This window comes from Microbacterium sp. PF5 (genome assembly GCF_004794315.1).
Classification (GTDB): domain Bacteria; phylum Actinomycetota; class Actinomycetes; order Actinomycetales; family Microbacteriaceae; genus Microbacterium; species Microbacterium sufflavum.
Window position 1 is genome coordinate 59,560 of sequence record NZ_SSDQ01000129.1, and the last position, 20,103, is coordinate 79,662.

At 71.2% G+C, this 20,103-nt stretch carries 18 protein-coding genes and 1 pseudogene; all 19 read right to left on the reverse strand.

Translation table 11 applies throughout. From position 1 onward, the window contains the following. Positions 1 to 2 precede the first annotated feature (2 nt). Positions 3 to 659 (reverse strand): esterase/lipase family protein, encoded by a 657-nt coding sequence (locus tag DW297_RS11355; protein ID WP_240744594.1) that lies wholly within the window; start codon positions 657 to 659, stop codon positions 3 to 5. After that, complete coding sequence (locus DW297_RS11360) at positions 656 to 1,468, reverse strand: alpha/beta fold hydrolase (RefSeq protein ID WP_136032409.1); 813 nt, start codon at positions 1,466 to 1,468, stop codon at positions 656 to 658. The genes DW297_RS11355 and DW297_RS11360 overlap by 4 nt, the downstream gene beginning before the upstream one ends. Before the next feature lie 108 nt (positions 1,469 to 1,576). After that, positions 1,577 to 3,025, reverse strand: coding sequence for a pyruvate kinase (gene pyk / locus DW297_RS11365; protein ID WP_136032411.1), 1,449 nt, complete (start codon positions 3,023 to 3,025; stop codon positions 1,577 to 1,579). A 58-nt stretch (positions 3,026 to 3,083) separates the two neighbouring features. Then, positions 3,084 to 4,550, reverse strand: a complete 1,467-nt coding sequence (locus DW297_RS11370; RefSeq protein WP_136032414.1) for a glutamate synthase subunit beta — start codon at positions 4,548 to 4,550, stop codon at positions 3,084 to 3,086. After that, positions 4,543 to 9,066 (reverse strand): glutamate synthase large subunit, encoded by a 4,524-nt coding sequence (gltB, locus tag DW297_RS11375; protein WP_136032453.1) that lies wholly within the window; start codon positions 9,064 to 9,066, stop codon positions 4,543 to 4,545. The genes DW297_RS11370 and gltB overlap by 8 nt, the downstream gene beginning before the upstream one ends. A gap of 144 nt (positions 9,067 to 9,210) precedes the next feature. Then, positions 9,211 to 10,236 (reverse strand): prolipoprotein diacylglyceryl transferase, encoded by a 1,026-nt coding sequence (lgt, locus tag DW297_RS11380; RefSeq protein ID WP_136032416.1) that lies wholly within the window; start codon positions 10,234 to 10,236, stop codon positions 9,211 to 9,213. Between the two features lie 10 nt (positions 10,237 to 10,246). After that, a complete protein-coding gene (gene trpA, locus DW297_RS11385; protein ID WP_136032418.1) occupies positions 10,247 to 11,050 on the reverse strand; it encodes a tryptophan synthase subunit alpha in 804 nt (267 codons plus the stop codon). Further along, positions 11,047 to 12,315: a tryptophan synthase subunit beta gene (gene trpB / locus DW297_RS11390; RefSeq protein WP_136032420.1), complete on the reverse strand. Its 1,269-nt coding sequence runs from the start codon at positions 12,313 to 12,315 to the stop codon at positions 11,047 to 11,049. The genes trpA and trpB overlap by 4 nt, the downstream gene beginning before the upstream one ends. Continuing rightward, positions 12,312 to 13,088 (reverse strand): indole-3-glycerol phosphate synthase TrpC, encoded by a 777-nt coding sequence (gene trpC, locus DW297_RS11395; protein ID WP_136032422.1) that lies wholly within the window; start codon positions 13,086 to 13,088, stop codon positions 12,312 to 12,314. Before trpC ends, trpB begins: the two co-directional genes overlap by 4 nt. Beyond that, positions 13,088 to 13,318, reverse strand: a complete 231-nt coding sequence (locus DW297_RS11400; protein ID WP_136032424.1) for an HGxxPAAW family protein — start codon at positions 13,316 to 13,318, stop codon at positions 13,088 to 13,090. The genes trpC and DW297_RS11400 overlap by 1 nt, the downstream gene beginning before the upstream one ends. A 44-nt stretch (positions 13,319 to 13,362) precedes the next feature. Next, positions 13,363 to 13,953 carry a Trp biosynthesis-associated membrane protein gene (locus DW297_RS11405; protein WP_136032427.1) on the reverse strand — a complete coding sequence of 197 codons (591 nt, stop codon included), beginning with the start codon at positions 13,951 to 13,953 and terminating at the stop codon, positions 13,363 to 13,365. Further along, complete coding sequence (gene hisI, locus DW297_RS11410; protein WP_136032429.1) at positions 13,950 to 14,336, reverse strand: phosphoribosyl-AMP cyclohydrolase; 387 nt, start codon at positions 14,334 to 14,336, stop codon at positions 13,950 to 13,952. Before hisI ends, DW297_RS11405 begins: the two co-directional genes overlap by 4 nt. After that, positions 14,333 to 15,094, reverse strand: a complete 762-nt coding sequence (gene hisF, locus DW297_RS11415; protein WP_136032431.1) for an imidazole glycerol phosphate synthase subunit HisF — start codon at positions 15,092 to 15,094, stop codon at positions 14,333 to 14,335. Before hisF ends, hisI begins: the two co-directional genes overlap by 4 nt. Next, the gene (gene hisG / locus DW297_RS11420; protein ID WP_136032433.1) at positions 15,094 to 15,933 is read right to left on the reverse strand and encodes an ATP phosphoribosyltransferase; all 840 of its coding nucleotides are present in this window, start codon (positions 15,931 to 15,933) and stop codon (positions 15,094 to 15,096) included. Before hisG ends, hisF begins: the two co-directional genes overlap by 1 nt. 38 nt (positions 15,934 to 15,971) lie before the next feature. Next, on the reverse strand, positions 15,972 to 16,235 hold the full coding sequence (locus tag DW297_RS11425) for a phosphoribosyl-ATP diphosphatase (protein ID WP_136032435.1): 264 nt from the start codon (positions 16,233 to 16,235) through the stop codon (positions 15,972 to 15,974). Then, positions 16,232 to 16,912: a ribulose-phosphate 3-epimerase gene (gene rpe / locus DW297_RS11430; protein WP_136032437.1), complete on the reverse strand. Its 681-nt coding sequence runs from the start codon at positions 16,910 to 16,912 to the stop codon at positions 16,232 to 16,234. The genes DW297_RS11425 and rpe overlap by 4 nt, the downstream gene beginning before the upstream one ends. A 10-nt stretch (positions 16,913 to 16,922) precedes the next feature. Next, positions 16,923 to 18,293: a transcription antitermination factor NusB gene (locus tag DW297_RS11435; protein ID WP_136032456.1), complete on the reverse strand. Its 1,371-nt coding sequence runs from the start codon at positions 18,291 to 18,293 to the stop codon at positions 16,923 to 16,925. 83 nt (positions 18,294 to 18,376) lie between these two features. Further along, entirely contained in the window at positions 18,377 to 19,294 is a 918-nt protein-coding gene (gene fmt / locus DW297_RS11440; protein WP_136032439.1) for a methionyl-tRNA formyltransferase, read from the reverse strand. Positions 19,295 to 19,313: 19 nt separating this feature from the next. Beyond that, positions 19,314 to 20,103, reverse strand: a pseudogene (locus DW297_RS11445) (primosomal protein N'); the annotation flags it as partial.

Below are 20,103 nucleotides of genomic sequence, written 5' to 3' on the forward strand. Positions count from 1 at the left end.
GCTCAGGATTCCGCGAGGGCCGCGAGTTCGGCGAGCACCCGGGGGTGGGCGAGGATGCGGAAATGGCCGCCGGTGTCGAGCACGACGTTCTTCGCCCCCGGCAACGCGCTGCCCTCGGGGATGTGCGGGTCGAACTCCGCATAGACCGACACGATCCGGGCGTTGACCTCGACCTCGCGCGCGAGCGCCAGGATGGACGGGTCGTCCGGGGAGAAGGCGCGCAGCACCCGCCCCGGCATGCGCCGGGCGTACCGGGAGCCTCCGAACGGCGTCGCGACCGCCAGCATCGCCCGGATGCGGTGCCCCTCCGGTCCGGTCATGGCGAGCTTGCCCGCCAGACCTCCCTTGCTGTGCGCGACGAGGATCACCCCGGTGAGGTCGCGCGCACGCAGATGCTCCGCGATCTGCTCCGCCTCGTCCGCGACCGGGAACCGGTTGCGCCGCAGCGCATCCACCACGTGGACCGGATGACCCCGCTGGTGCAGCGCGACGATGAGCGGCTCCAGGAACCGCCACGTCTCGTACACCCCGGCGAGCACCACGATCGGCACGCCATCGCCGTCGGTGAACGCCCTCGCGTCGTCTCGTCCGAAGAAGGAGCGCACCTGCCAGAACCCCGCATACGCGTAGTCGGCGGCCCACCAGCCCAGCCGCCTCACGACGTCGATGGCGCGCTCCGCTTCTCGTCCATGCTCCTCGACGTGGCAGGGTGCGGCCACGCACCGGCCGTGTGCGCCAGGATCGCCGACGCGACGGCGCGGGGCGCGGACTGCTGGGCCACGTGGTGGTGACCGGGGATCTCGACGAGACGCGAGACGCGGGCGCTGTCCCGCAGCCGGCGGCACCACGCGCGACCCGCGATCGGATCCGCTCCCCCGCGGATCACCAGCAGCGGCACGGTCAGCTCCGCCACCCGCTCCTGAAGCCGATAGCCGATCATGTGGCGCGCCTGCCGCAGATACCAACGCACGCCGCAGCGGAGGTAGTCGGTGAAGACGATCGTGTTGATCGCGGGCGTCTCCCCCACGGTGTCGATCGCGAGGGCACGCGCCTGTGCCGGAATCGTGCGCCACCGCTCGTCCACGACCGGGCCGATCGCGACCACGGCGCGCACGTACTCCGGGCGGTGCAGAGCAGCCTCCACGGTCCATTGCGCGCCCATCGAGTGTCCGACGAGCACCACGCGGTCATCGCCGAGCGTTCCGATCACCTCGGCCAGTGCACTGCCCATCCGCTCCACCCCGACGTCGACGGAGGGCTTGGGCAGTCCGCCGAAGCCCGGAAGATCCACCGACACCACACGGGTGTGCTCCGCGAGCGCCTCGTGCAGGCGGGACAGGTAGCGGTGCGACATGCCGATGCCGTGCACCAGCACCATCGTGGGGACGACGGATCCCGCCGGTCGCGGAGTCTCCCGAAGGCGGAACATCAACCCCGACGTGAGCACGAGGCGCGTACGAACGACCATGCGCCCACGCTATCCGCCCCGCCCGCGCGGTCGCAGAGGGTTGACGCGGGCCCGGGACATACGGAAGGGGCGGGGCCGTAGCCCCGCCCCTTCCGGACACCTCGTGCGTCAGACGCCGGCCTTGTAGATCGGCGCAGCACCACGCATCGCGTCGCCCACCTTGTGCACGCGGAGGTCGTTCGTCGAGCCCACGATCCCGGGAGGGGAACCGGAGATCACGACGACCTTGTCGCCCTCGACCGCCAGGCCGTTCTCGAGCAGGTACTCGTCGACCTGGTGGTACATCAGATCGGTGTGCTGGACCATGTCGACCAGCGTGGAGCGCAGGCCCCACGTGAGCGCCATCCGACGACGGATCGCCGGCTCCGGGGTGAACGCCAGCATCGGGATGCGCGAGCGCAGACGCGACAGGCGGCGGGCGGAGTCGCCCGACTGGGTGAAGACGCAGAGGAACTTCGCGTCGACGAACTCCGCGACCTCGAGGGCGGCCAGCGTGATGGCACCACCCTGCGTGCGGGGCTTGGTCGTCAGCGGGAGGATACGCTCCAGGCCGTGCTCCTCGGTGGACTCGATGATGCGGGCCATGGTCTCCACCACGACGACCGGGTAGTCGCCCACGCTGGTCTCGCCCGAGAGCATCACCGCGTCGGCGCCGTCGAGCACCGCGTTCGCGACGTCGGAGGTCTCCGCGCGCGTGGGCACCGGGCTGTTGATCATCGACTCGAGCATCTGCGTCGCCACGATCACCGGCTTCGCGTTGCGCCGGGCGAGCTCCACCGCGCGCTTCTGCACGATCGGCACGGCCTCCAGAGGCAGCTCGACACCCAGGTCGCCACGGGCGACCATGATGCCGTCGAACGCGTCGACGATCTCCTCCAGCGCATCGACCGCCTGCGGCTTCTCGATCTTGGCGATCACGGGGACGCGCACGCCCTCCTCCGCCATGATCTCGTGCACGCGCGACACGTCTTCCGCGTTGCGCACGAAGGACAGGGCGATGAGGTCGGCACCCGTGCGCAGACCCCAGCGCAGGTCGTCTTCGTCCTTCTCGCTCAGAGCGGGGACGTTCACGGCGACACCGGGCAGGTTGATGCCCTTGTTGTTCGACACGGCGCCGGCGACGACCACGCGCGTGGTGACGGTGACGCCGTCGGTCTCGACCACCTCGACGCGGACCTTGCCGTCGTCGATCAGCAGGAAGTCACCGGGCTTCACGTCCTGGGGCAGCCCCTTGAACGTGGTGCCGCAGATTTCCTTGTTGCCGATGATGTCTTCGGTGGTGATCTTGAAGATGTCGCCCTTGGCGAGCTCGTACGGCCCGTCCTCGAAACGGCCGAGACGGATCTTCGGTCCCTGCAGGTCGACGAGGATCGCCACGGCACGGCCGGAGTCCTCCGCCGCGCGACGCACGTTCGCGTAGTTGTTCTCGTGCACGGAGTAGTCGCCGTGGCTGAGGTTCAGACGTGCCACGTCCACACCCGCATCGATCAGTGCACGCACCGTCTCATACGTCGAGGTGGCCGGACCCAAAGTGGCGACGATTTTCGCGCGTCTCAAAGAACTCTCCAGGGTAGAAGTGGGGGATGAACGTTCGGGCGACGGTGCCTGCCCCAGCCTACGCGGGCTGGAGACCGATCGCGACATCGCTCGGACGCACCGGCTCGGGCAGCACCGTGGTGCCCATGAGGTAGCGATCGACGTTCGCCGCCGCCGCACGACCCTCCGCGATGGCCCACACGATGAGCGACTGCCCGCGTCCGGCATCACCGGCCACGAACACGCCGGGCACCGACGACTCGTACGACGCGTCGCGGTGGAAGGAGCCGCGGTCGGTCACCTGCGGACGGGTGTCCTCCGTGTAGCCGTCCTGCTCCGGACCCGTGAAGCCCATCGCGATGAGCACGAGATCGGCGGGGATCTCCCGCTCGGTGCCGCTCTTGGGAACCCGGCGTCCGTCGATGTACTCGGTCTCGGCCACCCGAAGCGCGCGCACCTCGCCGACCTCGTTCGACAGGAACTCCACCGTGGAGGCGAGGAACACGCGCTCCCCGCCCTCCTCGTGCGCGGACGACACCTCGAACACGGTCGGCATCATCGGCCACGGCTGGTGGTCGGGGCGCGTGTCGCCCGGCTGCTTGCCGATCGCCAGGTTCGTCACGCTCAGCGCTCCCTGACGGTGCGCCGTGCCGATGCAGTCCGCACCGGTGTCGCCACCGCCGATCACGATGACGTGCTTGCCCTCGGCCGTGATCTGCCCTGGGACCGCGTCGCCGGCGACCGCGTGGTTGGACTCCACGAGGTACTCCATCGCGAAGTGCACGCCGTCGAGGTCGCGCCCGGGGATGGGCAGGTCGCGGGGAACCGTGGCTCCGGTCGCGATCACGACCGCGTCGTACCGCGCGCGGAGGTCGGCCCAGGAGATGTCCTTGCCGATCTCGACACCCGCACGGAACCGGGTCCCCTCCTCCTGCATCTGGCGCAGACGCGTCTCGAGCTGCGTCTTCTCCATCTTGAAGTCGGGGATGCCGTAGCGCAGCAGCCCGCCGATGCGATCGTCGCGCTCGAACACCGCGACCGTGTGCCCCGCGCGCGTCAGCTGCTGGGCGGCGGCGAGGCCCGCGGGCCCCGAGCCGACGACGGCCACCGTCTTGCCGGTGAGGCGCTGCGGCGGCTCGGGCTCGACCCAGCCCTTCGCGAAGGCCTCGTCGATGATGGAGACCTCGATCTGCTTGATCGTGACCGCCGGCTGGTTGATGCCCAGCACGCACGAGCTCTCGCAGGGCGCCGGGCACAGGCGACCGGTGAACTCCGGGAAGTTGTTCGTGGCGTGCAGACGCTCGATCGCGGCCCGGCCCTCACCGCGCCACGTGAGGTCGTTCCACTCGGGGATGAGGTTGCCGAGCGGGCAGCCCGAGTGGCAGAACGGCACACCGCAGTCCATGCAGCGACCGGCCTGACGGCGCAGGACGGCCTTGTCGCCCGGCTCGTAGACCTCTTTCCAGTCCATGATGCGCACCGGCACCGGACGGCGAGCGGGAAGTTCCCGCTCGGTCACCTTCAGAAAGCCTTTGGGGTCAGCCACCGGTCACCTCCAGGATGCGGTTCCACACGATGTCGCCGTCGGGGTCGATCCCCTCGGCCAGAGCCTCCTCGCGCATGCTCCGCACGGCGGCGAAGTCACGGGGAAGCACCTTCACGAACTCCGCCGCGCGCGCGTCGAAGTCGTCCAGCAGCTCGGTCGCGCGCGGGGACGCCGTACGTTCGACGTGCTCGACGAGCAGTCCGCGCAGCACCTCCAGGTCGGCGCGGTCCAGCGGCTCCAGCCGCAGCTCTCCGCTGCCGAGCGACTGCGCGTTCACCTTCGCGGTGTCGAGGGCGTGCACATAGGCCACTCCCCCGGACATGCCGGCGCCGAAGTTGCGCCCGGTCGGCCCGAGGATCACCGCGAGCCCGCCGGTCATGTACTCCAGGGCGTGGTCGCCCACGCCTTCGACGACCGCGGTCGCCCCGGAGTTGCGCACCAGGAACCGCTCGCCGACGACACCGGAGATGCACATCGTGCCCGAGGTCGCGCCGTAGCCGATCACGTTGCCCGCGATCACGTTCTCGTGCGGTGCGATCGACGCCCCGCGCGGCGGACGGATCGTGATGTCTCCGCCCGAGAGGCCCTTGCCGACGTAGTCGTTCGCGTCGCCCTCGAGGCGGAGGATGATGCCCGGCGGGAGGAACGCGCCGAGCGACTGCCCCGCGGTCCCTGTGAGGGTGACGTCGATCGTCTCCTTCGGCAGCCCGGTGGCACCGTGCCGCGACGTCACCTGATGGCCGAGCATCGTGCCCACCGCGCGCTCCGTGTTGGCGATCGGCAGCTCCACCACGACGGGCTCGCCGTTGAGCAGCGCCCCCTTCGCGATGTCGATGAGCTGCACGTCGAAGTGCTTGTCGAGCTCGTGGTCCTGCGCGCGACCGCTGCGGCGCGGCTCGCCGGCCGGGAACGCCGGGCCCTCCAGCACGGGGCTCAGGTCGAGACCCTCGGCCTTCCAGTGCTCGACGGCCGCATTCGTCTCCAGGAGCTCGGTGCGTCCGACGATCTCGTCGATCGAGCGGTAGCCCAGCTCGGCGAGGAGCTCGCGCACCTCTTCCGCGATGAACTCCATGAAGTTGACGACGAACTCGGGCTTGCCCGTGAACCGATCGCGCAGCACCGGGTTCTGCGTGGCGACGCCGACCGGGCAGGTGTCCAGGTGGCAGACGCGCATCATGATGCAGCCGCTCACCACGAGCGGAGCCGTCGCGAAGCCGAACTCCTCCGCGCCGAGCAGCGCGCCGATCACGACGTCGCGCCCGGTCTTGAGCTGGCCATCGACCTGCACCACCACGCGGTCGCGCATGCCGTTGAGCATCAGCGTCTGCTGCGTCTCGGCGAGCCCCAGCTCCCAGGGGGTACCCGCGTGCTTGAGGGAGTTCAGCGGGCTCGCACCCGTGCCGCCGTCGTGGCCGGACACCAGGATGACGTCGCTCAGCGCCTTCGCCACACCCGCCGACACCGCACCGATGCCGGACTGGCTCACCAGCTTCGTGTGGATGCGCGCCTCGGGGTTCGCGCGCTTCAGGTCGAAGATGAGCTGCTTGAGGTCTTCGATCGAGTAGATGTCGTGGTGCGGCGGCGGCGAGATGAGCCCGACGCCGGCGGTGGCGTGACGCGTGCGCGCGACCCACGGGTACACCTTCGTGGGCGGCAGCTGACCGCCCTCGCCGGGCTTCGCGCCCTGGGCGAGCTTGATCTGGATGTCGTCCGCCTCGGTGAGGTACAGGCTCGTGACGCCGAAGCGGCCGGAGGCCACCTGCTTGATCGCACTGCGCCGCTCGGGGTCGACCAGGCGGTCGGGGTCCTCGCCGCCCTCACCGGTGTTCGACTTGCCGCCGATCCGGTTCATCGCGATCGCCAGGGTCTCGTGCGCCTCCTTGGAGATGGAGCCGTAGCTCATCGCCCCGGTCGAGAAGCGCTTCACGATCGCGGACACCGGCTCGACCTCGTCGAGCGGGACCGGCTTGCGGGTGCCGGTGCGCAGCGTGAAGAGTCCGCGGAGGGTCTTGAGCTCGGCCGCCTGCTCGTCCACGAGCTTCGTGTACTCACGGAAGATGTCGTACCGCCGCGTCCGGGTGGAGTGCTGCAGCTTGAACACCGTCTCCGGGTTGAACAGGTGCGGGGAGCCGTCGCGGCGCCACTGGTACTCGCCGCCCGTCCACAGGCGCTCGTGCGCGCGGGCTGCGGCATCCTCGGGGTACGCGTAGTCGTGCCGCGCCTGGTTCTCGGCGAAGATCTCCTCGATCCCGATGCCGCCCAGCTTCGACTCCGTGCGGGTGAAGTAGGCGTCGATGAACTCCTGGCTGAGACCGACAGCCTCGAACACCTGGGCGCCGGCATACGACGACACGGTGGAGATGCCCATCTTCGACATGATCTTCAGCACGCCCTTGCCGAGCGCGTAGATCAGGTTCTTGACCGCCTTCTCGGGCGTGATGCCGGTGATGTAGCCGGTGCGGACGAGGTGCTCGACCGTCTCCATCGCCAGGTACGGGTTGATCGCCGACGCGCCGTAGCCGATCAGCGTCGCGACGTGGTGCACCTCTCGCACGTCTCCGGCCTCGACGATCAGGCCCACCTTCATGCGGTTCTCGCGCCGGATGAGGTGGTGGTGGATCGCCGACACCATGAGCAGCGACGGGATGGGCGTGAGGTCCTTGTTGGAGTCGCGGTCGGACAGGATGAGGAACTCCGCGCCGTCCGCGATGGCCTGGTCGACCTCGGCGCACATCTCCGTCAGGCGCTCGGCGAGCGAGTGCGGGCCGGAGTCGAAGTGGTACAGGCCCCGGATCGTCGCGCTCGACCGGCCGGGCAGCGCCTTGTCGATGTGGCGGATCTTCGCCAGTTCGTCGTTGTCGATCACGGGGAAGTCGAGCGACACCGTGCGGGTGTGTTCCGGACCCCAGCTGAGCAGGTTCGCCTCGGGACCGAGGCCGAGCTTGAGGCTCGTGACGACCTCTTCCCTGATCGAGTCCAGCGGCGGGTTCGTGACCTGGGCGAACTGCTGCGTGAAGTAGTCGAACAGCAGTCGCGGTCGCTTGCTGAGCACCGCGATCGGGGTGTCCGAGCCCATGGCACCGAGCGGCTCGACGCCGGTCTGGCCCATGGGGGTCAGCAGGATGCGCACTTCTTCCTCGGTGTACCCGAAGGTGCGCTGGCGGCGGGTGATCGACGCCGGCGGATGCACGATGTGCTCGCGCTCGGGCAGGTCGGCCAGGCGCACGGCCCCCGCGTCGAGCCACTCCTGCCACGGGTGCAGCGTGGCCAGCTCCTGCTTGATCTCGCGATCTTCGACGATACGGCGCTGGGCCGTGTCGACGAGGAACATCTTGCCGGGCTGCAGACGCCCGCGGCGCTTGATGCGCTCGGGCTCGAAGTGCAGCACGCCCGTCTCCGAGCCGATCACGACCAGTCCGTCGGTGGTCTCGGTCCAGCGCCCCGGGCGCAGTCCATTGCGGTCGAGCGTCGCGCCGACCAGCGTGCCGTCGGTGAAGATGAGCGCGGCCGGGCCGTCCCACGGCTCCATCTGGTTGGAGTGGTACTCGTAGAACGCGCGCAGCTCCGGCGTGATGTCGGCCTGCTTCTCGTACGCCTCCGGCACCATCATCATAATCGCGTGCGGCAGGCTGCGACCGGTCAGGGTGAGCAGCTCGAGCACCTCGTCGAACGAGGCCGAGTCGCTCGCGCCGTCGGTGCAGATGGGCAGCAGCGGTGAGATGTCGCCGAGCAGCTCGGACTCGAGCTGCGACTGGCGGGCGCGCATCCAGTTGCGGTTGCCGCCGACCGTGTTGATCTCGCCGTTGTGCGCCAGCATGCGCAGCGGCTGCGCGAGCGGCCACGACGGGAACGTGTTGGTGGAGTAGCGGGAGTGCACGACCGCGAGCTCGGACGCGAACCGCTCATCCTGCAGGTCGGGGTAGAACGGCTCCAGCTGCAGCGTGGTGACCATGCCCTTGTAGCCGAGGGTGCGGCTGGACAGCGACACGAAGTAGGCGCCGAGCTCGTGGCCGGCCCGCTTGCGCAGGCGGTAGGCGACGCGGTCGAGGGCGATACCGGTGAGCGGCGCGTCGGCGTGCGTGGCCCCGCCGGCGCTCACGAAGAGCTGCTCGAACGCGGGGCGGGCCTCGTCGGCGAGCTTGCCGAGGTTCTCGTTCGCGGTGGGGACCTCACGCCACCCGAGGACGCGGAGGCCCTCGGCGCGCGCGATCTTCTCGATGCCGGCCTTCTGCTGGCGGCGCTCGCTCGAGTCGCGAGGCAGGAACGCGAGTCCTGCGGCGTACTCCCCCACGGGCGGCAGTTCGAAGCCGGTGACCGCGCGGAGGAAGGCGTCTGGCATCTGCGTGAGGATGCCGGCCCCGTCTCCCGTGCCCGCGTCGGACCCGATGGCCCCGCGGTGCTCCAGGTTGCGCAGGGCCTCGAGGGCCAGCGCGATGATGTCGTGCCCGGCTTCGCCGCGCAGCGTTGCGACCATGGCCAGGCCGCAGGCGTCCTTCTCGAACGCCGGGTTGTACATGCCCTGCTTCGGGGGGTATGCGCCGGAGGCGCCGTAAGGGGGCTGGAAGTACACCAGTTACCGTCCTCAGATCTTCAGTGAAACCCGGGGACGTCGTCGGCCCGCTCGTTCAGTGCAATGGTTCTCCCGCCGCGGGACGCGGCGTTATCGGGAGCCGTCCTCGCTCGTGGGAGCAGTGCTTGTGGCGGTGGCTCCTGCGGTGACCTCGTCGGTCGGAGGCTCGCTCACGTCCACGAAATCAGAGGGATTGTCTTGCGATTGTACATCAGCGTCCAGGTCCTTCCGGCCGCGGCCGGGCTGATACGGCGAAGGCTCCAGACCCGGGTGACGGCGCGTCTGCACCACGAGGATGACGAGGCCGACGACGACGCCGATGATCGCCGCCCAGACGTTGCTGCGCAGACCCAGGATGATCTCGCTCGGGTCGATGCGGATCGACTCCCACACGATGCGACCAGCGCTGTACCAGATGAGGTAGATCGCGAACAGCCGGCCCCACTGGAAGAAGAGCTTGCGGCTCAGCCACAGCAGCACGATCACGCCGAGCCCGTTCCACAGCACCTCGTACAGGAACGTCGGGTGGAACAGCGTGCCCTCGGGGAGCCCGGGAGGGAAGGCCGAGTTGGTGGACTCGATCTCGAGGCCCCACGGCAGGTCGGTCGGCAGGCCGAAGAGCTCGTGGTTGAACCAGTTGCCGAACCGGCCCATGGCCTGCGCGAGCAGCAGCCCGGGAGCGAGTGCGTCGGCGAACGTCCAGAAGCGGATACCGGTCCAGCGGCAGCCGAGGTACGCGCCGATGGCGCCGCCGATCAGCGCGCCGAAGATGGCGATGCCGCCCTCCCAGATCGCCCACACCGAGCCGGGCTCGAAGGGGTTCCAGGTGTTCTTGCCCTCGCCGAAGTAGAAGTTCGGGTGGGTCAGCACGTGGAAGATGCGGGCGCCGATGATGGCCAGCGGCACCGCGAGGATCGAGATGTCGATCACGACCCACGGCTCCGCACCGCGCTTCGTGAGGCGGTGGTTGGTCAGCAGCACCGCGACGATGATGCCGGCGATGATGCAGAGCGCGTAGAAGTGGATCCGCACCGGGCCCAGGTCGAAGTACGCGACGGGAGGACTCGGGATGCTGGCGAGCACGCCGGTGAAGCTGCTGGGGAGCGCGAGGGACATGAGTGCGATTCTAGTTCTCGGGGACGGAGCGCACCGACGACGTGCCGGTGGCGAGGGTTCGGGCGACGGCCGCGAGGGCGGGGACGCCGCCGTCGCGCAGGGCGCGCACGAGCGCGGTGCCGACGATGGCGCCGTCGGCGTACTCGGAGACACCGGCGATCTGCTCGGCGGTGGAGATGCCGATTCCGACGCAGGCGCGCCGGGCGCCGTGCTCGCGCAGGCGGGCGACGAGGGTGCGTGCGGCGCGGTCGAGCTCGGCCCGCTCCCCCGTGATGCCCATCGTGGAGACGGTGTACACGAAACCGGTCGACGACTTCACCACGAGCTCGAGGCGCTCGTCTGACGAGGTCGGCGCGGCCAGGAACACCCGGTCGAGCCCGGTCCGCTCGCTCGCCGCGATCCACTCCGCCGCCGCGTCCGGCGTGATGTCGGGCGTGATCAGCCCGGCGCCGCCCGCCGCCAGCAGGTCGTCGGCGTAGCGATCGACGCCGTACTGCAGCACCGGGTTCCAGTAGGTCATCACGAGCACCGGGACGTCGGTCGCGGCGGTGATCGCGCGGATCGCGGTGAAGAGGTCCTTCATCCGGAAGCCGGCGGCGAGGGCGGCGGTCGTCGCCTCCTGGATGATCGCGCCGTCCATCACGGGGTCGCTGTAGGGCGGCCCGAGCTCGATGATGTCCACGCCGTTCTCGGCGAGGGCGATCGCCGCCTGGATGCTCGTCTCCAGGTCGGGGAAGCCGACGGGCAGGTAGCCGACGAAGGCGCTGCGGCCGGCGTCGTGCGCGCGCTGGATGGCCTGTTCGACGCGGCTCACAGCTGCGGCTCTCCCTTCGAGGCGGCTTCTTCGGCGGAGCTCTCCTCGGTCGCGTCGTGCGCGAGCGCCGCCTCGTCGTAGAGCTCGAAGTACCGGGCGGCCGTGTCCATGTCCTTGTCGCCCCGGCCGGAGAGGCAGATCGCCAGGACGGCGTCCGGTCCCAGCTCGCGGCCGATCCGCAGGGCTCCCGCGAGGGCGTGCGCGGACTCGATCGCCGGGATGATGCCCTCGGTGCGGCTCAGCAGCCGCAGGGCCTGCATCGCCTCGTCGTCGGTCGCCGGGATGTACTCCGCGCGGCCGATGTCGGCCAGCCACGAGTGCTCCGGGCCGACGCCGGGATAGTCGAGCCCGGCGGAGATCGAGTGCGACTCGACCGTCTGGCCGTCCTCGTCCTGCAGGACATAGGTCTTCGCGCCGTGCAGCACACCGGGACGACCGCGTTCGATCGACGCCGCGTGCCGCGGGGTGTCCACTCCGTCGCCGGCCGCCTCGACGCCGTACAGGCGCACGCCCTCGTCGTCGAGGAACGCGTCGAACATGCCGATCGCGTTCGAGCCGCCGCCCACGCACGCGAACACCGCGTCGGGCAGCCGGCCCACCTCGTCGAGCAGCTGGGCGCGCGCCTCCTCGCCGATGATCTTCTGGAAATCGCGGACCATCGCCGGGAACGGGTGCGGCCCCGCGGCGGTGCCGAAGATGTAGTTCGTGGTCTCGACCGAGGCGACCCAGTCGCGGTACGCGTCGTTGATCGCGTCCTTCAGCGTGCGCGAGCCCGAGGTCACCGGCACGACCTCGGCGCCCAGCAGGCGCATGCGGGCGACGTTCAGCGCCTGACGCTCGGTGTCGACCTCGCCCATGTAGATCGTGCAGTCCAGGCCGAACAGGGCCGCCGCGGTGGCCGTCGCGACACCGTGCTGTCCTGCACCCGTCTCGGCGATCACCCGGGTCTTGCCGAGGCGCTTGGTGAGCAGCGCCTGGCCCAGCACGTTGTTGATCTTGTGCGAGCCGGTGTGGTTGAGGTCCTCGCGCTTGAGGAACACCCGCGCGCCCCCGGCGTGCTCGGCGAACCGCGGCACCTCGGTCAGCGCCGAGGGGCGTCCGGCGTAGGAGGACAGCAGGTGGGCCAGCTCGGCACGGAACTCCGGATCGGCGATCGCCTCCTCGTACGCGACCGTCAGCTCGTCGATCGCGGCGATCAGCGACTCCGGCATGAACCGGCCGCCGAAGTCACCGAAGTACGGGCCGTGCTGGTCACGCAGACTCACTTCGCCTCCAGGAAGCTCTCGAGCGTGGCGACCGGATCTCCGGTCACCAGGGCCTCACCGATCAGCACGACGTCGGCACCGGCCGAACGGTAGTGCGCGACATCGGCGGGGGTGAGCACCGCGGACTCCGCGATCTTGATCGCCGTGTCCGGGATGCGGTCGACGAGCCGGCCGAAGAGGTCACGGTCGAGCTCGAGGGTCTTCAGGTCGCGCGCGTTCACGCCGATCAGCGCGGCGCCGAGGTCGATCGCCACGTCGAGCTCCTCCGCCGAGTGCGTCTCGACGAGCGGGGTCATGCCGAGCTCCAGGATGAACGCGTACAGGTCGCGCAGCGCCTCCGGCTCGAGCCCGGCGACGATCAGCAGGACGAGATCAGCACCCGCCGCCCGCGCCTCCAGCACCTGATACCGCGTGGCGATGAAGTCCTTGCGCAGCACCGGCAGCGACACCCGTGCGGTCACGGCCTCGAGATCCGCCAGACTGCCGCCGAAACGGCGCTCCTCGGTCAGGACGCTGATCGCCGAGGCGCCGCCCTGCTCGTACAGCGACGCCTGGTGGGCGGGGTCCGGGATCTCGGCGAGTGCGCCACGGGACGGGCTCGCCCGCTTGACCTCGGCGATGATCTTGACCCGCTCGGCGGGAGCGAGGAACGCCAGGGCGTCCTTCGCCGCCGGGCGCGCGAGAGCCTCGCGCTCGACGACCTCGATCGGCCGGGAGAGGGAGCGACGCTCGGCGTCTGCGACAGCGCCGGCCGTCAGGTCGGCGAGGACCACTAGTGCGCCTTCGGGGAGTACTTGGGGCCCTTCACGCCGTAGCCCGCCTTCGCGAGCGCCCAACCCACGATGGCCCCGATCGGGATCAGCGCGGCGGAGATCCAGACCAGGGTCGGCTGCTCGAAGCAGAACGCGACGGTCGCGGCGGTGAAGCCGACGAGCATGATCACGACGGCGGTCCAGGCCGCAGGCGAGTGTCCGTGGCCAGGGTCGGCGATCGGGTTGGTCATGTTTCCTCCGGGGACGACGTGCGGATGTGTTCAGTCTATCGGGGTCAGCGCGTGGGATCCGTCCCGCGGGACAGGTCGTCCCACGAGTCGACCGCGTCGACCGGGCCCTCGTGCGTCGCGGGGTGCGCGGTCTCGGTGCGGTAACGGCGGCCGCCCGACTTCCACTGACGCCAGGTGACCAGTACCAGCACGGCCGCGAGCAGCAGGATCACCCAGCCGACGAGCGCGACCCACGGCCACGCGGACGCCACGATGTGCGCCGCCACCTCGTGCACGGCGGTGTCGCCCGCGAGCCCCGTGGTCTCGGTCACGGTCGCGGCGACGGCGTCGAAGGGCTCAGCGACCAGCAGCTGCACGGTCGACCAGCCGAGGAACACCGCCGCGACCGCGGCGAGCACCCCGAAGACCAGTCGCACCGCGCGACCGGCGATCGACAGGGCCGCGCCGAGCGCCAGCACCGCGAGGCTCAGCGGCGCGAGCAGCACCATCGCCGCGGCCCCCGGCACGAGGATCGCCTCTCCCGCATCGGCGCGCTCGACCGTGAACCAGGTCTGCGTGGAGGAGATGATGCCGAGGGCGCCGGCGAGAAGGAAGCCGGAGACCGCGAGCGAGCGCCCCCGCCGGGCGAGGCTCACGACGTCGCCGATCCGTCGACGGCACCCAGGTCGGTCGTGTCGAAGCACGTGCGGGTCCCCGTGTGGCACGCCGGGCCGGTCTGGTCGACCAGCAGCAGGATCGCGTCGCCGTCGCAGTCGAGTCGGGCCTCGCGCACCACCTGGATGTTCCCGGAGGTGTCGCCCTTGCGCCAGTACTCCTGCCGGGACCGCGACCAGTACGTCGCACGACCCGACGTGAGCGTGCGCCGCAGCGCCTCCGCATCGACCCATGCGAGCATCAGCACCTCGCGCGTGTCCCACTGCTGCACGATCGCGGGCGCCAGGCCCTCGGCCGTGAAAGCCACCTGGGCGATGCGCGCCTCGACATCCGGCTCGCTCTGCCCCTGCTGCGCCTCCGTCATCGGACCAGCACCCCCTCCGCGCGCAGCGCGTCCTTCACGTCGCCGACCGTGAGCGCTCCCGTGTGGAAGACGCTCGCCGCGAGCACGGCGTCGGCCCCCGCCTTGATGGCCGGGGCGAAATCGGTCGCTCGTCCGGCGCCGCCGGAGGCGATCACGGGCACCGGCGCCGCCTCGCGCATGAGCCGGACGAGTTCCAGGTCGAACCCGTCGCGCGTACCGTCCGCGTCGATCGAGTTCACCAGCAGCTCACCCGCCCCGCGCTCCGCGGCCTCCCTGGCCCAGTCGAGAGCGTCCAGCGTGGTCTGCGTGCGACCGCCGTGCGTCGTGACGACGAAACCGGAATGCGTCGTGTCGGCGCGCTTCACGTCGAGCGAGAGCACGAGCACCTGAGCGCCGAAGCGGTCCGCGATCTCGCCGATCAGCTCGGGCCGGGCGATCGCGGCGGAGTTCACCCCCACCTTGTCGGCGCCGACGGACAGCAGCCGGGCCACGTCCTCCACGCTGCGCACTCCCCCGCCGACCGTCAGCGGCACGAACACCTGCTCGGCGGTGCGCTGCACGACGTCGTAGGTCGTGGCCCGCGCGTCGACGGTCGCGGTCACATCGAGGAAGGTGATCTCGTCCGCGCCCTGCGCCGCATAGTGCCGGGCGAGCTCGACCGGATCCCCCATGTCGCGCAGGTTCTCGAAGTTCACGCCCTTCACGACGCGGCCGTCGGCCACATCGAGGCACGGGATGACCCTGCTCGCGAGAGTCATCAGAGCCTCGCCGCGTGGATCGCCGTGACGAGGATCGCCCTGGCCCCCAATGCGTACAGGTCGTCCATCACCTGGTTGACCCGGCGACGCGGGATCATCACGCGCACGGCCACCCAGGCCGGGTCGCGCAGCGGGGAGATGGTGGCCGACTCCCGGCCGGGAGCGATCGCGACCGCCTGGTCGACCAGCTCGGTCGGCAGGTCGTAGTCGAGGAGCACGTACCGGCGGGCCACCATGACGCCTCGGAGACGGCGCAGCAGCGTGTCGACGCCGTCCGCGTCACCCGGGCGGCTGATCAGCACGGCCTCGGACTCCAGGATGACGGGGCCGAAGATCTCCAGCCCCGCCTGTCGCAGCGTGGTCCCCGTGGAGACCACGTCGGCGACGGCATCGGCGACGCCGAGGCGCACGGCCGACTCCACCGCACCGTCGAGCTGCACCAGCTCGGCGTTCACGCCGTGCTCCCGGAGGAACGAGCCCACCAGTCCGGGGTAGGCCGAGGCCACGCGCACGCCGTCGAGGTCGTCGATCGACGTGAAGCGTCCGGGAGGGCCGGCGAAGCGGAACGTCGACGCGCCGAAGCCGAGCTGCTCGATCTCGCGCGCCGGCTGCTGCACGTCGAGCAGCAGGTCGCGTCCGGTGATGCCGACGTCGAGGGCGCCGGAGGCGACGTACGTGGCGATGTCACGCGGACGCAGGAAGAAGAACTCGACGTCGTTCTCGGTGTCGACGACGTGCAGGGTCTTGGGGTCGCGGCGGCCGGCGTAGCCCGCCTCCGCGAGCATCTCGGCGGCGGTCTCGGACAGCGAGCCCTTGTTGGGAACGGCGATGCGCAGCATGAACGGCTTTCAGTTCGAAGGAGTGGGGGCGGAGCGCATCACAGATGTCGATAGACGTCCTGCAGGGTGAGGCCCTTCGCGAGCATCATCACCTGCAGGTGGTACAGCAGCTGCGAGATCTCCTCCGCCGCCGCCTCGTCGGACTCGTACTCGGCCGCCATCCACACCTCGGCGGCCTCCTCCACGATCTTCTTGCCGATCGTGTGCACGCCGCCGTCGAGCTCCGCGACCGTGCCCGACCCTTCCGGTCGGGTCTCGGCCTTGACGCTGAGCTCGGCGAACAGCTCGTCGAAAGTCTTCACGATTCCAGGCTAGCGGCTCGCGCGAGGTGCCTGAGCCGCGAGACCGCCGCCTCCACGTCGTCCTGCCCGTACACGGCCGAGCCCGCGACGAAGGTGTCCGCCCCCGCGGCCGCCGCCTGCGCGATCGTGTCGTCGGAGATCCCCCCGTCGACCTGGAGCCACACCTGCGACCCTCGACGTCGTGCCTCCTCCGACAGCGCGCGCAGCTTCGGCATCGTCTCCGGCATGAACCCCTGACCGCCGAACCCGGGCTCCACCGTCATCACCAGGATCTGGTCGAACTCGTCGAGGACCGGGAACAGTCCTTCGACCGGGGTGTCCGGCTTGACCGCGACACCGGCTCTGGCACCGATGTCGCGCAACCGCCGCGCGAGCGACACCGGGTCGACCGCGGCCTCCAGGTGGAAGGTGACGCTCGCCGCGCCCAGCTCCGCGTACCCGGGGGCCCAGCGCTCGGGGTCTGTGATCATGAGGTGCACGTCGAGAGGGACGGGACTGGTCTCCTGGATGCGCTGCACCATCTGCGGCCCGAACGTGAGGTTGGGCACGAAATGGTTGTCCATCACGTCGACGTGGGCGAAGTCGGCCGTCGCGATGCGGGCGAGCTCCGTCTGCATGTTGACGAAGTCGGCGGCGAGGATGCTCGGGTTGATGCGCGGTGCGCGAGGAAGCTCCACGGTCTCTGTCCTACCCTTCGGTGTCGTCGGTGCGCTGCAGGAGCGCGAGGAACATGGCGTCGGTGCCGTGGCGGTGCGGCCACAGCTGGGCGCTGCCCGTGGCGGCACGACCGTCGTCGGCGAGGTCGATCGGCGAGCGGGAGACGTCGCGCACCACGCGCCGCGCATCCAGCTCCACCACGTCGGCGCGGTCCCGCAGCACCTCGCGCACGACCCCGGTGGTCTCGGCCAGGTGCGGCGAGCACGTGACATAGGCCACGACGCCGCCCGGAGCGAGCGCGTCGAGAGCGGCGGACAGCAGGTCCACCTGCAGCGGCACGAGCTCGGCCACATCGGCGGGCGTCTTGCGCCAGCGCGCCTCCGGACGACGCCGCAGTGCTCCCAGCCCGGTGCACGGCGCGTCCACGAGGATGCGGTCGAACCCGCCGGGGTTCTCGCGCGCCAGCTCTCTGCCGTCGCGCTCGTGCACGGTCACGTCTCCGGGGACGGCCCGCAGCGCCTTCCGCACCAGTCGAGCGCGCGTCGGCACGACCTCGTTGGCCTCCAACGTCACCTCGTGCTCGCGGGCGATCGCGGCCAGCAGCGCCGTCTTGCCGCCCGGCCCGGCGCACAGGTCGAGCCACCGCTCCCCCGCCCGGACCGGTGCCGCGGCGGCCAGCGCGAGCCCGACGAGCTGCGACCCCTCGTCCTGGACGCGCACCGTGCCGGCGGACTCCGCGACCGGACGACGAGGGTCGCCCCCGGGTGACGCGAACGCGGTCGGCGCGAACGGGCGACGGGGCTCACCCGGCTGCGCGAGTCCGGGGAGGGCCACCAGCGTCACCTCGGGCGACGCGTTGTCGGCCTCGAGCAGGGCGCCGAGCTCGTCGACCCTGCCCTCGGCCGCCAGTGCGCGCCGCAGAGCCCGGATGACCCACACCGGATGCGCCGCGCGGAGGGCGAGGCGCTCATCGTCGGAGCGCGCCTCGGCCTCGATGCGCTCCATCCACTGCCCGGGCGACTCGCGCGCCACGCGACGCAGCACCGCGTTCGCGAAACTGGCCGCGCCACGGCCCGCCCGCGTCGCCACGAGGTTCACCGACTCGTTCACGGCCGCGTGCGAGGCGACCCTGGTCGCCAGGAGCTGATGGACCGCGAGCCGCAGTGCGTCCAGCACGGCCGGATCGATCGAGGAGGTGCTGCGATCCGCGGCCGCCGCGATCACCGCGTCGTACGTGCCTCGGCGGCGCAGCGTCCCGTAGGTGAGCTCGGTGGCGAGGGCCGCGTCCTGCGCGTCCAGCCCGGCCTCCGCGATCGCCGGGGGAAGCACGAGGTTGGCGTACGCGTCGGAGTCGGACACCGCCCGCAGCACCTCGTAGGCGACGAGCCGCGCCGGCTGCACCGTCCGCAGGGGCCCGCGCTCGTCGGTGCGCGCTGCGGGTCGGGGACGGCGGACCCCCTGCTGCTGGTGTCGCTCCTGCCTGCTCACGATCCCGCCCGCCGCTCGCCGCCCTGCAGGCCCCGCCACCAGTCGGCGGCGTTCATCGCCCCCTTGCCTGCCGGCTGCACGCGGGTCACCGCGAGGGGCGCGGTCGCGGTGCCGATCAGCAGCGCCGTCCTGGTGCCCGAGAGCACGCCGGGAGGCAACTGCTCCTCCCCGGCCGCGGGCTCGGCGGCGAGGATCTTCAGGCGCTGCCCGTCCACCGTCGTGTGGGCGCCGGGCTCGGGCGTCACCCCGCGGAACCGTGCGAACACCGACGACACGGGCTGCGTGAAGTCGAGGAGTCCGTCCGCCAGGCTCAGCTTCGCCGCGAACGTCGGCTCGCCCTCCTGCGGCACCGCCCGCGCCTCTCCCGCCGCGATCGCCGCGACCACCTCCGCGGTCAGGTCGGCGCCATCGCGCGCGAGCGCCTCCAGCGCCTCGCCGGCCGTCGCCGACGACGGCACCGCCACGGTGCGCCGTGCGAACACGTCGCCCGCGTCGAGCTCCGGCACGAGCTGGAAGACGCTGGCGCCCAGCACCTCGTCGCCCGCGATCAGCGCGCGCTGCACCGGCGCCGCGCCACGCCAGGCGGGCAGTAGGGAGAAGTGCAGGTTGATCCATCCGGCGTCCGGCGTCGACAGCAACGGCTCGCGCACGAGCCCGCCGTAGGCGACGATCACGCCCAGCTCGGGCTCGAGCGCGGCGATCTCCGCGGTCACCGCGTCATCCAGACGGGCCGCCCGGATGACCGGGAGGCCCCGTTCTGCGGCAGCCTGGGCGACGGGCGACGGCGTCAGCACGCGCTTGCGGCCGAGCGGCGCATCCGGTCTCGTCACCACCGCGGCGATGTCGTGCTCCGCAGCGAGGCGATGGAGTGTGGGCACGGCAGCGGAGGGCGTGCCGGCGAAGACGAGGCGCATGAAGGTTCTCCGGAAGGGGTCAGAGCTCTGGATCGAGGATATCGAGGCGCACCGTGAGCGCGCTCCGGGCCGCGCGCGCTCGGCCCCGCCGTCCGTTCACGGCCTCCGCCACCACGGCTGCGCGCAGGACGGTAGCCACCCGCACCCCGGCGCCGTAGTCGAAGCGGACCAGGGCGCGCACGCGCGGAGGGTCGTCGTCGCCCTCGACGGGGACGGGGCCGAGCACCGCGTCGGACGGCAGCGACAGCTCCCCGAGAGCGGCAAGAGCGCGGGCGACCGCGGCCGACGTGCCCTCCACGAGCGCGACGCGCGCGGCGGGCGGCATGTGCAGCGGGGCGCGGTTCTCCAGCTCCGAGCGCGCGTAGCCCGCCTGGTTCCACGTCGCGAGGGCCTTGGCGACCGCGCCGTCCACCCCCACCAGATGCACCGGAGCCCCGGGGGCGGCCAGCGCGGCAGCGTTCGACCACCAGCGCAGACACGCCTCGCCGATCCGCAGGTCGGGCGACTGCAGCATGCGCGGCCCGTCCAGCAGCACGACCGCGCGGTACCCGCCCTCCGCGAGGGGCTCGGCGCCGCGGGTCGCCACGACGAGCGCGGGGCGGGCGTCCACCCGCTCCACGGGGTGGCTGCCGTCCGCCACGATCACGCGCACGCCGGGAAACGCCCTGCCGAGCTCCTCCGCGGTGCGCTCACTGCCCGACGACGCCAGCCGCAGCCGCGGGGACGAGCACGCCGGACAGATCCACGCACTCGCGCCGCGCCCGCACCAGCCGCACACCGGAACGGCACCGCGATGCCGCGCGCCGAGC